Genomic DNA, 14,026 nt, shown 5'->3' on the forward strand with positions numbered 1-14,026 from the left:
CGGCGTACACCCAAAAGCCTTGCGCACCCAGAGCCGCGAACCTCGTCCGAAATACCGAATGTGAAGGACAGCTTGTGACCGACACCACCGCCCCGGCGCCGCGCCGTCCCGGCGAGCAGGCGCTTGCCGCGCTCGGCCTGAACGCGCCCGCCCTCGACCCTTCCGACGCCTCCCCGCACACCTTCCCCGGCGGCGGCCGCTGGCGCACCGAGGTTCCCTCCGTCGAGGGGCCCGAGGCGCTCGCCGTGGTCCTCAAGGAGGCCTCGCGGCTCGATGTGCCGATCCACCGGATCAGCCAGGGCAGCGGCGTGTGGATGCTCACCGACGCCGAGATCACCGAGATGGTGGAGGCGACGGCCGAGCGCGACATCGAGCTCTGCCTGTTCACCGGCCCGCGCGGCACCTGGGACATCGGCGGCTCCACCCGTACCGACTCGCGGGGCGGCGGGCTGCGCGCCCGGGGCCACGACGCGGTCGCCGGGTGTGTGGAGGACGCGGTCCGCGCCACCGAGCTGGGCGTGAAGTGCCTCCTCGTCGCCGACGAGGGCGTGCTGTGGGCGCTGCACCGGGCGCGGGTCGCCGGGATCATCCCGGCCGACACCACGCTCAAGGTGTCGGCGCTGATCGGGCCGGTCAACCCGGCCGCGTACGCCGTCTACGAGAACCTCGGCGGCGACTCGATCAACGTGCCGAGCGACCTGACGCTCGACCACCTCACCGAGATCCGGCGGGTCTCCGCCGCTCCCATGGACATGTACATCGAGGCCCCCGACGACCTCGGCGGCTACGTACGGATGTACGAGGTCGCCGAACTGATCCGGCGCGGCGCACCGCTCTACCTGAAGTTCGGTCTGTCGAAGGCACCCGGGATCTACCCCTACGGGCATCACATGCGCGACCTGACCCTGAACACGGCCCGGGAAAGAGTGCGGCGCGGCCGGCTCGCCCTGGACCTGCTCGCGCGCCATGGAGCGGACGGCGACATGGCGCCGCTCGGCTCGCGACTGCCGGGCGCCCTCAACCGTTTCGAAACTCCCTCATAACGTTTCGAACAAACAGCCTTCACAAAAGGCGACGCAGCCGCACACAATCCGACACACCTCTTCTCGGTCTTTTCTCGCATCGCCCTTCGGAGCGCTTCGCAAACCGCCAGACCGAGCTCGGCACAAACACATCAAGGATGATGACAATGCGCAACCGTAGAAGCGCCCTCGCCACCATGGCCGGAGCCGCCTCCCTCGCTCTCGCCCTGTCCGCCTGCGGTCAGAGCAGCGAAGGCGGCAGCGAGGAGAAGGCAGGCAGCTCCGAAGGCGCCACCATCGGCATCGCGATGCCGACCAAGTCCTCCGAGCGCTGGATCGCCGACGGCAACAACGTCAAGAAGGACCTGGAGTCCAAGGGCTACAAGACCAAGCTGGTCTACGGCGAGGACGACCCCGACCAGCAGGTCTCGCAGATCGAGAACCTGATCACGCAGGGCGTCAAGGCGCTGATCGTCGCGGCCATCGACAACAAGTCGATGAACAACGTGCTCCAGCAGGCCAAGGACGCCGACATCCCGGTGATCTCCTACGACCGCCTGATCCTCGGCACCGAGAACGTCGACTACTACGCGTCGTTCGACAACGAGAAGGTCGGCGAGCTCCAGGGCAACTACATCGTCGAGAAGCTCGGCCTGAAGGACGGCTCCAAGAAGGGCCCGTTCAACATCGAGCTGTTCGCCGGCTCCAACGACGACAACAACACCCGCTACTTCTTCCAGGGCGCGATGAACGTCCTGCAGCCGTACATCGACAAGAAGCAGCTCGTCGTCCGGTCCAAGCAGACCGCGCTGACCCAGGTCACCACCCTGCGCTGGGACGGCGGCACCGCCCAGAAGCGCATGGACGACATCCTGACCTCGGCGTACAAGACCGAGCGCGTCGACGCGGTCCTCTCCCCGTACGACGGCATCTCCATCGGCATCCTCTCGGCGCTGAAGTCGGACGACTACGGCTCCAAGAACAAGCCGCTGCCGGTCGTCACCGGCCAGGACGCCGAGGTCGCCTCGGTGAAGTCGATCATCGCCGACCAGCAGTCGATGACCGTGTACAAGGACACCCGCGAACTCGCCAAGGTGGCCTCGAACATGGTCGACGCCCTGCTCAACGACAAGAAGCCCGAGACCAACGACACCGAGACCTACGACAACGGTTCGAAGGTCGTCCCGGCGTACCTGCTCGAGCCCGTCGCCGTCGACAAGGCCAACTACCAGAAGGTCGTGGTCGACTCCGGCTACATCAAGGAAAGCGACCTCAACTAACCGCCGGCACACTCTGATTGGAAGGCACGACCATGGCGGGACCCGTCCTGGAAATGCGCTCGATCGTCAAGACCTTTCCCGGCGTAAAAGCGCTGTCGGACGTCACACTGACCGTCCGGCCGGGCGAGGTCCACGCCATCTGCGGGGAGAACGGCGCCGGCAAGTCGACCTTGATGAAGGTCCTCTCCGGCGTCCACCCGCACGGCACGTACGAGGGCGAGATCCTCTTCGAGGGAGAGGTCTGCGAGTTCAAGGACATCAGGGCCAGTGAGCATCACGGCATCGTGATCATCCACCAGGAGCTGGCCCTGGTGCCCTACCTCTCCCTCGCGGAGAACATCTTCCTCGGCAACGAACACGCCACGCGCGGCATCATCAGCTGGAACGAGACGCTGAAGCACGCCACGGAACTGCTGCGCCGGGTCGGTCTCACCGACCACCCGGACACCCGCGTCGCCGACATCGGCGTGGGCAAGCAGCAGCTCGTGGAGATCGCGAAGGCGCTGTCGAAGAAGGTGAAGCTGCTCATCCTGGATGAGCCGACCGCCGCGCTGAACGACGAGGACAGCGGCAAACTCCTGGATCTCATCCTGGAGTTGAAGAAGCAGGGCATCACCTCGATCATCATCTCCCACAAGCTGAACGAGATCCGCAAGGTCGCCGACTCGGTGACGATCCTGCGCGACGGGCGGACCATCGAGACGCTCGACGTGAAGGCCGCGGAGACCACCGAGGACCGGATCATCAGCGGGATGGTCGGCCGCGACCTGGAGCACCGCTTCCCGGAGCGCTCCCCGCACCAGCCGGAGGAGGGCCAGGCCCCCGCCCTGGAGATCCGCAACTGGACCGTGCACCACCCGATCGACCAGCAGCGCAAGGTCGTCGACGATGTGTCGATCCAGGTGCGCCGCGGGGAGATCGTGGGCATCGCGGGCCTGATGGGCGCCGGCCGCACCGAGCTCGCGATGAGCGTGTTCGGGCGGACCTACGGCCGGTACGCGGGCGGCGTGGTCCTCAAGGACGGCACGGAGATCCGTACGAAGACCGTCCCCGAGGCGGTCAAGCACGGCATCGCGTACGTCACCGAGGACCGCAAGCACTACGGCCTCAACCTCATCGACACCATCAACCGCAACATCTCGCTCAGCGCGCTGGGCAAGGTCGCCAAGCGGGGTGTGGTCGACGAGCACGAGGAGCGGCAGGTCGCCGAGGGCTTCCGCAAGTCCATGAACATCAAGGCGCCGACCGTCTTCGAGCCGGTGGGCAAGCTGTCCGGCGGCAACCAGCAGAAGGTCGTCCTCAGCAAGTGGATCTTCGCGGGTCCGGACGTGCTGATCCTGGACGAGCCGACGCGCGGCATCGACGTCGGCGCCAAGTACGAGATCTACACGGTCATCGACCAACTGGCGGCCCAGGGCAAGGCGGTCGTCTTCATCTCCTCCGAGCTCCCGGAGCTGCTCGGTATGTGTGACCGCATCTACACGATGGCCGCGGGGCGGCTGACCGGTGAGTTCTCGCGCGAAGAGGCCTCGCAGGAATCGCTGATGCGTCAGATGACGAAGGACAAAGAGGTATCCCGATGAGCACGGATGTGACCGCCAAGACGCCGGCCCCCGCGCCGCCCGGCAAGGAAGGGGCGGCCACCGGCGACGGCATGCTGCAGCTGATGCTGGACGGCATGCGCCGCAACATGCGGCAGTACGGCATGCTGTTCGCCCTCGGCCTGATCGTGGTGCTGTTCGCCGTGTGGACCGACGGCGACCTGCTGCTGCCGCGCAACGTCTCCAACCTGGTGCTGCAGAACAGCTACATCCTGATCCTCGCGATCGGCATGATGCTGGTCATCATCGCGGGCCACATCGATCTGTCGGTCGGCTCGCTGACGGCGTTCGTGGGCGCGGTGGGAGCCGTGCTGATGGTCAGCCACGACATCGCCTGGCCGCTCGCCCTGGTGCTGTGTCTGGCCATCGGCGCGGCCGCGGGCGCCTTGCAGGGGTTCTTCATCGCGTATCTCGGCATACCGTCGTTCATCGTGACCCTCGCGGGCATGCTGCTGTTCCGCGGTCTGACCGAGATCTTCCTGGAGGGCCAGACGATCGGCCCGTTCCCGGAGGGTCTGCAGAAGGTCGCCAACAGCTTCCTGCCCGAGGTCGGCCCGGAGACCAACTACCACAACCTCACCCTGCTGCTCGGCCTCGCCGTGATCGCGTTCGTGGTGCTCCAGGAGGTCCGCGACCGCAAGCGGCAGCAGGAGTTCGCCCTCGACGTGCTGCCCGCCAAGCTCTTCCTGCTCAAGCTCGTCGCGCTGAGCGCGGCCGTGCTCACCGTCACCATGCTGCTCGCCAGCTACAAGGGCACCCCGATCGTGCTGCTGATCCTCGGCGTGCTGGTGGTCGGCTTCGGCTACGTCATGCGCAACGCGGTCATCGGCCGGCACATCTACGCGATCGGCGGCAACCTGCCCGCGGCCAAGCTGTCGGGTGTGAAGGACAAGAAGGTCACCTTCCTGGTCTTCCTGAACATGGGCATGCTCGCGGCCCTGGCGGGTCTGGTCTTCGCCGCCCGCTTCAACGCGGCCTCCCCCAAGGCCGGCCTCAACTTCGAGCTGGAGGCGATCGCGGCCTCGTTCATCGGCGGTGCGTCGATGAGCGGCGGTGTCGGCACCGTCCTCGGCGCGATCATCGGTGGCCTGGTCCTGGGTGTGCTGAACAACGGTATGAACCTCGTCGGCATCGGCACCGACTGGCAGCAGGTCATCAAGGGCCTGGTGCTCCTGGCGGCGGTCGGGTTCGACGTGTGGAACAAGCGCAAGGTCGGTTCGTAAGCAAGTCGTCGGGCCCCGCGGACAGCTGGTCCGCGGGGCCTCTCGACGTTTTGAGGACCGGTGCCGGCATGGTCGGCACGGTCCCACGTCACGGGAGGCAGGAAGCCGGTGAAGGAGCTCTTCGGCAAGCTCGCCGACGGCACGGAGATCCACAGCTGGTCGCTGGCCAACGGCGGCACGCGAATGAAGGTCCTCTCCTACGGCGGGATCGTGCAGTCCCTGGAGGTCCCGGACCGCCAGGGCCGGTACGCCAACATCTCCCTGGGCTTCGACAACATCGAGGACTACGTCGCCAGGAGCCCGTACTTCGGCGCGCTGATCGGCCGGTACGGCAACCGCATCGGCAAAGGCCGGTTCACGCTGGACGGCAAGACCTACCAGGTCGACGTCAACGACGGCGAGAACAGCCTGCACGGCGGCGCCCAGGGCTTCGACAAGCGGGTGTGGGACATCGAGCCGTTCACCAAGGGCTCCGACGTCGGCCTGTACCTGTACTGCACGAGCGTCGACGGTGAGATGGGCTACCCGGGCACGCTCAAGGTGAAGGTGACGTACACCCTCACCAAGCACGGCGACTGGCGCATCGACTACGAGGCCACGACCGACAGGACGACGGTCGTCAACCTCACCAGCCACGTGTACTGGAACCTGGCCGGCGAGGGCAGCGGCACGATCGAGAACCACGAGCTGAAGATCGCCGCCTCCCGCTACACACCGGTCGACTCGGGCCTGATCCCCACCGGTGAGCCGGCCCCCGTCGCGGGCACCCCCTTCGACTTCCGCCGCACCAAGGCGATCGGCGAGGACCTCCGCGAGGCCCACCAGCAGCTGCTGTACGCCAAGGGCATCGACCACAACTGGGTGCTCGACAAGGGCATCTCGGCGAAGCCCGAGTGGATCGCGACCCTCAAGGACCCCTCCTCCGGCCGCACCCTGCGGATGGCGACCACGGAGCCGGGCCTGCAGTTCTACTCCGGCAACTTCCTCGACGGCACGCTGGTCGGCCCGAGTGGGAAGACCTACCGGCAGGGTGGCGCGCTGTGCCTGGAGACCCAGCACTTCCCGGACTCGCCGAACCAGCCGTCGTTCCCGTCGACGGTGCTGAAGCCGGGTGTGACGTACCGGTCGACGACGGTCCACTCGTTCACGCGCTGACCGACCTTCACAGGTGGCACACAAGTTCTTACCGATTCCTCAGTGGTTGAACAGCGCCACCCCAGCCTCCGTATGTACGGGTGGCCCGTGCTCCCCCGCGCGGGCCACCCAAGACGACGGGCCCGGTCGTCCCCGCCGGGCCCGCCCCATACCGGAGGTTCCATGGCCGACAACGTCACCTCGCTGTTCCGCAGTACCGCGGCACACAGCCCGTCGATGGCGGCGTTGACGCGGGAGGGCGGCGACGGGGCCGGTCCGGTCGACTTCTGCATTCCCTGCAACCCGTACTTCCCGACGCCCGCCATGTTCGACGACATGGCGGGCCGGCTGCGCGACATCATCACGTACTACCCGAGCAGCGCCGACACCATCACGCAGGAGCTGTGCAGTCTGCTCCAGCTTCCGCCGCAGTGCGTGGCGATGGGCAACGGCTCCACGGAACTGATCACGTGGATCGACCACTTGCTGGTCCGTGAGTCCCTCGCCATCCCCGTCCCCACCTTCGGCCGCTGGACCGACCAGCCGATGGAGACCGGCAAGCGGGTCGACATGTTCCCGCTCCAGGAGTCCAGCGGCTTCGCCCTGGACCTCGCGCAGTACGCCGAGTTCATCCGGGCCCGGGGCACCCGGGTCGCGGTGATCTGCAACCCGAACAACCCCGACGGCGGGTTCCTCCACAAGCACGCGATCGTGCAGTTCATGGACGCGATGGCGGACCTGGACCTGGTGATCGTCGACGAGTCGTTCCTGGAGTTCGCGGACGCCGAGGTGGAGCCGTCCGTGGTCCAGGAGGCGATGCTCCGCCCGAACGTCATCGTCCTGCGCAGCCTCGGCAAGAACTTCGGCCTGCACGGCATACGTTTCGGCTACCTGGTCGCCAACCCGGCGCTCGCGGGCATGGTCCGCTCGATGCTCCCGAAGTGGAACCTCAACTCCTTCGCTGAGCACGTGGTGTTCATGCTCAAGAACCACGGCGCCGAGTACGCGCAGAGCCTCCAGCAGGTCCGCCGCGACCGCCTCGACATGGCGAGCCAGCTCTCCGCACTCCCTGGCCTGACGGTCTACCCGTCCCAGGGCAACTTCCTCTTCGTGCGCCTCCCCGTGGGCGCCGAAGGCACCGTGGTCCGGGACCGGATGCTGACCGAGCACCGGATCCTGGTCCGCGAGTGCGGCAACAAGATCGGCTCGTCCAGCCGCTTCCTGCGGCTCGTGGTGCGCCCCCAGGTGGACGTGCGTCGCCTGGTGTCCGGCCTGGAACAGGTGCTCTACGGGACCAGGAGGGGAGCCGCCGTACCCGAACTGAGTAACGGGACCAACTACAGCTCGGGTACGGCGGCGGTGGACCGCCTGGTCAGCTCGACCAACGGGGCCGGCATGCACGGCCTCGCCGCTCAGGCCGTCGGCGTCGGCGCACCGGGGCTCGCAGCCGCCCCGGCGCCCGGCGTCGGCATGCCGATGCCGGCGGCGGCCCAGGTGACGCCGATGGGCATCCCCCCGCAGCGGAGCGGCAGCGGAATGCCCATGCCGGTTGCAGCCCAGGCACCGGCGCAGATGCCGGCACCGGCCCAGATCCCCGCCCCTGCTCCGGTACCGGCCCAGATGCCGACCCCGGCCCAGATGCCGGCTCCGACCCCGGTACCGGCCCAGATGCCCGCCCCGGCTCCGGTACCTGCCCAGGTGCCGGCGCCCGCCCCCGCTCCCACGCCGTTCCCCTCGCCCATGGCCCCGGCCGCGGCGATGGCCCCCGGCCCGACCCCGCCGGGCGTCCCGGCCCGGGGCGGGCTCACGGCCGCCCAGGTCCGCGGCACGACCGGCCCCGGCCTGGCCCCAGCCCCGGTCTCCGGCTGGCCCAACTCCCAGAGCTGGCCGAACGCGGCGGGGATGGGACAGGCGGGGTAGCACCGTTTCATCCGGGTTGGCCGACTACACCGGGTTCAGCCTCCACTGCTGGCAGTTGTTGTTCAGCCAGGACCACTGGCGTACGTCGGCGGAGTCCGCCGTCGAGCAGTTCGCGACGTCGGCCACCTTGCCGGTGGCCTCGTTGACGATGCGGACGTAGTTGCTGTCGGTCGCCAGGAAGCGGAAGCGCTGGCAGGTGTTGTTCAGCCAGGACCACTGGCGCAGGTCGGCGCCGTCGGCCGCGGAGCAGTCGGCGGTGTCGAGGACCTTGCCGGTGGCGACGTTGACGAGGCGGCTGGTGTCGTCGCCCTGGTCCTCGATGCGCCACCGCTGGTTGTTGCCGCCGTTGCAGGTGTACTGCAGGACGTTGGCGCCGTCGGCCGTCGAACTTCCGGCGACGTCAAGGCACTTGCCGCTGTTGCGGTTCGTGATCGTGTACGTGGTGGACACGGACGACGGCTCGCCCGACGGGCCCGTCATGCTTGACCCGAGCCTCACCGGCGTACCGAAGTTCGGGGTGCCGTCGGAGTTCCAGGTGAGCTTCTGGGCCCGTGCCGTACGCCCGTTGTCGCAGCCCTCGGAGGCCGCGTCGTTGGCGTGGTAGACGATCCAGTCCTCGGTGCCGTCCGGGGACTTGAAGTGACCGTGGTGGCCGGGACCGTAGACGCCGTTCGCGTCGTTGCGCTGGAAGACCGGCGTGGACTTCTTCGTCCAGGACGACGCCGACAGGGGGTCTGAGCCGGTCAGCGTCAGTTGCCCCAGCTTGTAGTCCGGCGTCCAGCAGCCGCTCGCCGAGTAGATGAGGAAGGTCTGCCCGCCGCGCTGGAGGATCTCCGGGCCCTCGTTCACCGTGCCGCCGGACGTCTCCCAGGAGTTGGTCGGCCTGGAGATGGTGGAGAAGCCCGTGGCCAGCGTGTACGGGTTGGACATCCGGGCGGCGACGAGGTTCTGCGTGCCGCCGCTCGCGCTGCCGAACAGATACAGCTGGCCGTTGATGGTCGCCACCGTCGCGTCCAGCATCCAGGCGGAGTTGAGCTGGTTCTTGTAGGTGTACGGCCCCATGGGGTCGGAGCCGGAGCTCTCCAGGACGTGCGTGCGCTGCGTCGCGTTGTAGTCGGTGATGTTCTGCCCGGCGACGTAGTACAGGTACCAGCGGCCGTTGATGAAGTGGATCTCCGGCGCCCAGATGTTGCAGCACCTGGAGGCGGCGTCGCCCTTCCACACCTGCACGCTGGGCGCGGTGGCGAGCCCGGCGAGGGTGGCGGACTTGCGCATGGTGATGACGTCGGTCCAACTCGTCGACACCATGTAGTAGTTGCCGTTGTGGTACGAGATCCAGGGGTCGGCGCCCTTCTGCGCCTTGACGGGATTGCTGAAGGAGGCCGCACTTGCGGACGGCTGCCCGAGGGTCAGGGCCAGCAGCAGTGCTGCCAGCAGGGTCAGTAGGCGACGGGCCATCCGGTGCTCCAGTTCAGTAGGTTGATGCCCAGCTTGGGCGTGCCGTTGTCGTTGCCGTCGTAGTAGTGGTAGACGATCAGGTCGCCGTCGGCGTCGTTCATGATCGACTGTCCGCCGGGGCCGATGACGCTGCCGTGCGACTCCAGCACGGGCGTGCCGCCGTTGTTCATCATCGAGACGCCGTTCTTGTCGACGTACGGCCCGGTGACGCCGGCGGCGCGGCCGACCTTGACCTTGTAGGTGGAGCTGGTGCCGTTGCAGCAGGTGTCGTAGGAGGCGAAGAGGTAGTAGTAGCTGCCGCGTTTCACGATGTACGGCGCCTCGACGGCCTTGGTTCCGGTCGGGCGGGAGGCGAGCGAGTACCGGGTGGTGTTGGAGGAGAGCTGCTTCCCGGTGGACGGGTTGATCTGGATCATCTTGATCCCGGTCCACCAACTGCCGAAGGACAGCCACCACTTGCCGTCGCCGTCGACGAAGAGGTTCGGATCGATGGCGTTGTAGTCGCTGGACGAGCTCGACGTGTACACGGTGCCCTGGTCGGTCCAGCTGCCCGGCTGCCCGGTGCTGGAGGTGGCGAGCCCGATGGCCGAGGTGTTCGAGCCGAACTTCGAGACGGAGTAGTACAGCAGGTACTTGCCGCCGTGGAACGAGATGTCGGGCGCCCAGGCCTCCGGGACGGAGGAGTAGTTCGACCACCAGCCGGGCCGGGACGAGAAGGCGTCCGCGCCGGCGCTGAAGGCGGTGCGGTCGCCGGACCTCTTGCTGCTGATGCCGCCGCCGGTGGCGTACAGCAGGTACTGCCCCGACGAGGTGCGGATCATCGTCGGGTCATGGGTGACGACCGAACCGATGACGCGGCCGGGGTTCGGGTACGCCGACGCCGAGGACGGGACCAGGGCGAGCAGGACGGCGGCGGGGAGGGCGAAGAGCGTGGCCCTGCGGGAGGTACGGGAGGTGCGGCTCACGTGGATCCTCCTTGCGGTGGGGGGAGTTCACGTCGCCCGGGATACCTTGGCCATAGCGTACGAAATCCCGAACGGCGATCGCACGTTCGGACGGACCGTAGAATCGAACCCCTTGCGCGTCAATGGTCCGCGCAGCAACAGGGGCCAACTGCCGGAAAACTACGTGCTGACGGAGTACGCCGCCCAGAGCCACCCGAAGGGCTGCCCCAGCGGCCGTCTTTCCGCCATGTCACCAACCAAGCGCAGCCGTCCTCACTGGAGGCTGCCGCCCTGGGCGCCGCGGATGAGGGCGTGGCCCAGCGCGGTGGTGATGTGCAGGGCCCGGCCGGCCTGCCGGACCGTGATCAGCAGCCCGGCGTGGCGCAGTTTCGCCGTGTGCTGGCTGACGGAGGACGTGGAGACCGCGAGGCTTCCGGCCAGTTCGCCGGTGCTGCGGGCGGTGCAGGCGGCGACGAGGACGGCAGCCCGGACGGGGCCCATCAGCGCGCCCAGCGCCTGCACCGGGTCGTGGCGGGCGCCGGGCCGGGCCCACAGGTCGTGCGGGACGGGGTACACCAGCACGGGGGCGAGAGTGTGGTCGTACAGGGAGACCGGGGCCGGCCAGCAGAAGTAGGAGGGCTGGAGGGTCAGGCCGCGGCCCCGGAGTTGGAGCGTCTGGCTCACCGGGTAGGCGACCTCCAGCGCCGGCGGCACCCAGCGCATCCGCGGCCCCAGTCCGGCGAGCAGCGCCTCCGGGCCGGCCTCGCGGGCGGTGTGCCGGCGGAGCAGGCAGTCCGCCTCGACATGGGCGCGGATCCGGGGCCAGTACGGTGCGAGCGCCTCCGTGTGGAAGGCGTGGATCGCGCGCCCGAGGGCGTCTGTCGCGGAGTGCTGCCCCTGCGCCAGCCGGCCGACCCAGCCCGATAATCGGCGCCCGGCGGCCAGCCGGGTGAGGTCGGTGTCCAGGCGGTGCGCCGGGGTGCCGGTCACCGCGCGTACGGCCGTGGCGAGACCACCGACGCCGGGTGTGGGGGTGCCGGGTGCGGGGGTGAGGAAGTCCGGCGAGTAGCCGTACGGGGGCAGCAGATCGGCCAGGATCCGGCTGTCGGCGGAGAGCCGGGGCCGTACGGCCTGCCGCCAGGCGCCGAACGCGGCGGTGCCGTCCCGGCGTTGCAGGGTCTGCACACTGTTGGTGACCTCCCACATGTGGTCGGGCCCCGGGGCCACCCGGAGCCGCCTCAGGTCCTCGGCGGTGAAGATGATGCGCAACACGGTCGTCCCCTCCCCTGCGCATGGGGGCGGCAGTGACCTGCCGGTTTAAGCCCTGGCTTCTCCGCCTTGCCGGTCCGGTGTGACGCTCCCCACTCTTTGGGACCATGACAGCAGAGACATCCCGAGCCGTCCGCATACACAGGACTCACACGAGGACGCCACACGAGGACGCCACGTGATGACCGTGCCTGAGCAGGTCGCAGCAACTGGCGACGGCCCCCGGTACACGCACAGCGAGGCGACCCGGTTGCTGTGCGCGGGCGTCTACTTCGACGGCACGTTCCGGCGCCGTGTCATCGAGCAGCTGGTCGAGCACGAGGAGCGCCCGATCGCGCCCTCCCTGGGCATCGACGCCCTGCCGGTCCTCGCGCACGCGCTGCACGCCCGCCGCCGGGAGACCGGGACCGGCCTGGTGCTGCTGCTGATCTGGGTGCTGTTCATCGGGCTCGGACTGGCCGGGACCGGCTCGGAGCAGACGGTGTTCCCGGTCCCGTGGTTCGTGGCGTACGCGGTCGTCGGCGTCGTGACCTATGTCGTGCAGGGCGCCACGGGCACCGCCTTCACCCTGGACCGCGCGGTGCTGAAGCAGGCCACGCGGGGCCGCCTGAAGGCCGTACTGCCCGTCCTGCCGTTCGTCCTGATGCTCGTCTACTGGGGCGCGGCCGGCGTCGCACTCTTCTCCGGCGCGGACGTCTGGGCGGCAGTGGTGTTCCCGCTGCTGCTGATGCTGCCGGTGTGGGAGTTCCAGACGCGGATCCGGGAAATCGTCCGCGGTGAGCTGAGCCGTGAGGCGTTCCGGGCGGGACCCCGCAAGGAGCTGCCGGGCGGTGGGCAGTTCGAGCGGATCGGCGCGGCCATCGACCGTGAGCAGCATGCCCGGCTGACGATCTACGACCCGTTCCGGCCGTTCGTCGGTGCGGGCACGCCGTACAAACCGTGGTCCGTGGCCATGGAGTTGAAGGGCGGACACACCGCCGCCAAGCCGCTCACCGGGCGCGAGGTCATCGACCTCATCAAGGAGCCTCTGGAGGGCCTGAGGGAGTCTTCGGCCACCGGCCGCGACCGCCTCCGCGACCTCGAGGTCGACGAGCTGGTGTATCTGCCGGTCGGGCTGGCCCGGGACCGGTTCGCGCAGGAACTCGACCAGACCGGCAAGCACTTGGAAGCGGCGGTCGGCGAGGGCGGCGAGGGACGCCGGCACTTCCTGCGGGTGCGGATCGGGGCGTGGGACGAGCAGGTCGGCATCTCCGTCCTGGTCCGAGTCCACACCCAGGGCGGGATGCTCGTCCTGGAGGTCGTGCCGCACGTGCTCAACCCGCTGCGCCCGGAGTTCCGTTCGGTCGACGTGATCGCGCGGCGCGCCACCGACGGCAGCGGCGCCCTGCCGCGCGATATCGTCCGCGTCCTGCTCACCGGCCCCGGCGCGGGCGTCGCCGCCGGGCTGTGCCTGTTCCGCACGGTCGTCTCGGACGTCCGCGTCTGGCTGACCATGCCGCGGTACGCGCTGCCCGACGGGCCCGTCGCCTCGGTGCGGGAGCTGGGGAGCGTGGAGGAGGTCTCCCTGTTCCAGGAGATGGACATCAGCCGGTACGTCAAGACGATCCAGGACCGGATCGCGAGCGGCGTGCGCGGGGCGCTGCACACGAAGGGCTACGAAACGGGCGACTTCGAGCAGTCCGTCGTCCATGTGAGCGAGGGCGGCGTGTTCATCGGGGAGATGAGCAACAGCGCGGTCGCGGTGGGCGACCAGTCGTCGGCGAAGAACGTGCGCATGGAGAAAGCAGGAAGGGACGGGGGAGGCGGTACGTCATGACAGTGGCCCATCAGAATCCGGAGCCGCAGCCGGGTGGCATCAGCATCGGCACCATGCACGGCGGCGCCGTAGCCCAGGGCTCGCACGCCCAGGCCGTCAACGTCTCGCAGGGTGCGGCCGACACGTCCGAACTCCGCGACGCCGTGACCGCCCTGCGCGAGGAGCTGCGCCGGCTCGGGGAGCTGGAAGCGCAACTCACCGCGGCCGAGGCCGACATCGCGCAGACGGGGCAGATCGAGCCGAGCCGTCTGGCATGGCTGCGCGATCGCATCGCAGTCGGCGCGACGGCGGCGACCGGACTCGCCGCGGCCGGACAGGCCGCCGAGCAGCTCGCCCGGCTCATCGGCGGGCAGGGGTAG

General features: G+C 68.8%; 10 protein-coding genes and 1 pseudogene. 8 read left to right on the forward strand and 3 right to left on the reverse strand.

Annotation, left to right across the window (positions count from 1 at the left end; all coding sequences use genetic code 11):
- Positions 1-74: 74 nt before the first annotated feature.
- The 6 genes and pseudogenes from AQJ91_RS03815 to AQJ91_RS03840 all read left to right on the forward strand — a co-directional run bounded on the left by AQJ91_RS03815 (position 75) and on the right by AQJ91_RS03840 (position 8,180).
- Positions 75-1,043, forward strand: a complete 969-nt coding sequence (locus tag AQJ91_RS03815) for a hypothetical protein (RefSeq protein WP_067016326.1) — start codon at positions 75-77, stop codon at positions 1,041-1,043.
- Positions 1,044-1,189: 146 nt separating this feature from the next.
- On the forward strand, positions 1,190-2,302 hold the full coding sequence (gene chvE, locus AQJ91_RS03820) for a multiple monosaccharide ABC transporter substrate-binding protein (RefSeq protein WP_407696818.1): 1,113 nt from the start codon (positions 1,190-1,192) through the stop codon (positions 2,300-2,302).
- Between the two features lie 32 nt (positions 2,303-2,334).
- A complete protein-coding gene (mmsA, locus tag AQJ91_RS03825) occupies positions 2,335-3,885 on the forward strand; it encodes a multiple monosaccharide ABC transporter ATP-binding protein (RefSeq protein ID WP_067017192.1) in 1,551 nt (516 codons plus the stop codon).
- Positions 3,882-5,126, forward strand: a complete 1,245-nt coding sequence (gene mmsB, locus AQJ91_RS03830; protein WP_067016330.1) for a multiple monosaccharide ABC transporter permease — start codon at positions 3,882-3,884, stop codon at positions 5,124-5,126. Before mmsA ends, mmsB begins: the two co-directional genes overlap by 4 nt.
- A gap of 81 nt (positions 5,127-5,207) precedes the next feature.
- A pseudogene (locus AQJ91_RS03835) lies at positions 5,208-6,281 on the forward strand (aldose epimerase family protein); the annotation flags it as partial.
- 162 nt (positions 6,282-6,443) lie between these two features.
- Positions 6,444-8,180 (forward strand): pyridoxal phosphate-dependent aminotransferase, encoded by a 1,737-nt coding sequence (locus AQJ91_RS03840; protein WP_067016334.1) that lies wholly within the window; start codon positions 6,444-6,446, stop codon positions 8,178-8,180.
- 24 nt (positions 8,181-8,204) lie between these two features.
- Here AQJ91_RS03840 and AQJ91_RS03845 read toward each other — a convergent pair whose 3' ends face one another.
- The 3 genes from AQJ91_RS03845 to AQJ91_RS03855 all read right to left on the reverse strand — a co-directional run bounded on the left by AQJ91_RS03845 (position 8,205) and on the right by AQJ91_RS03855 (position 11,854).
- On the reverse strand, positions 8,205-9,638 hold the full coding sequence (locus AQJ91_RS03845; RefSeq protein ID WP_067016336.1) for a family 43 glycosylhydrolase: 1,434 nt from the start codon (positions 9,636-9,638) through the stop codon (positions 8,205-8,207).
- Positions 9,620-10,603: an arabinan endo-1,5-alpha-L-arabinosidase gene (locus AQJ91_RS03850; protein WP_067016338.1), complete on the reverse strand. Its 984-nt coding sequence runs from the start codon at positions 10,601-10,603 to the stop codon at positions 9,620-9,622. Before AQJ91_RS03850 ends, AQJ91_RS03845 begins: the two co-directional genes overlap by 19 nt.
- Before the next feature lie 252 nt (positions 10,604-10,855).
- On the reverse strand, positions 10,856-11,854 hold the full coding sequence (locus AQJ91_RS03855) for an ArsR/SmtB family transcription factor (protein ID WP_067016340.1): 999 nt from the start codon (positions 11,852-11,854) through the stop codon (positions 10,856-10,858).
- Positions 11,855-12,032: 178 nt separating this feature from the next.
- Between AQJ91_RS03855 and AQJ91_RS03860 the strand changes: the two genes are divergently transcribed.
- Positions 12,033-13,667: a hypothetical protein gene (locus AQJ91_RS03860; RefSeq protein WP_067016342.1), complete on the forward strand. Its 1,635-nt coding sequence runs from the start codon at positions 12,033-12,035 to the stop codon at positions 13,665-13,667.
- Entirely contained in the window at positions 13,664-14,026 is a 363-nt protein-coding gene (locus AQJ91_RS03865) for a hypothetical protein (protein WP_159054474.1), read from the forward strand. The genes AQJ91_RS03860 and AQJ91_RS03865 overlap by 4 nt, the downstream gene beginning before the upstream one ends.

It is taken from the genome of Streptomyces dysideae (assembly GCF_001514305.1).
GTDB lineage: Bacteria > Actinomycetota > Actinomycetes > Streptomycetales > Streptomycetaceae > Streptomyces > Streptomyces dysideae.

Coding starts and splice junctions, on each gene's coding strand:
- AQJ91_RS03865 (WP_159054474.1), top strand. CDS start 13,664: ATGACAGTGGCCCATCAGAATCCGGAGCCGCAGCCGGGTGGCATCAGC.
- AQJ91_RS03845 (WP_067016336.1), bottom strand. CDS start 9,638: ATGGCCCGTCGCCTACTGACCCTGCTGGCAGCACTGCTGCTGGCCCTG.
- AQJ91_RS03860 (WP_067016342.1), top strand. CDS start 12,033: ATGACCGTGCCTGAGCAGGTCGCAGCAACTGGCGACGGCCCCCGGTAC.
- mmsB (WP_067016330.1), top strand. CDS start 3,882: ATGAGCACGGATGTGACCGCCAAGACGCCGGCCCCCGCGCCGCCCGGC.
- AQJ91_RS03840 (WP_067016334.1), top strand. CDS start 6,444: ATGGCCGACAACGTCACCTCGCTGTTCCGCAGTACCGCGGCACACAGC.
- mmsA (WP_067017192.1), top strand. CDS start 2,335: ATGGCGGGACCCGTCCTGGAAATGCGCTCGATCGTCAAGACCTTTCCC.
- chvE (WP_407696818.1), top strand. CDS start 1,190: ATGCGCAACCGTAGAAGCGCCCTCGCCACCATGGCCGGAGCCGCCTCC.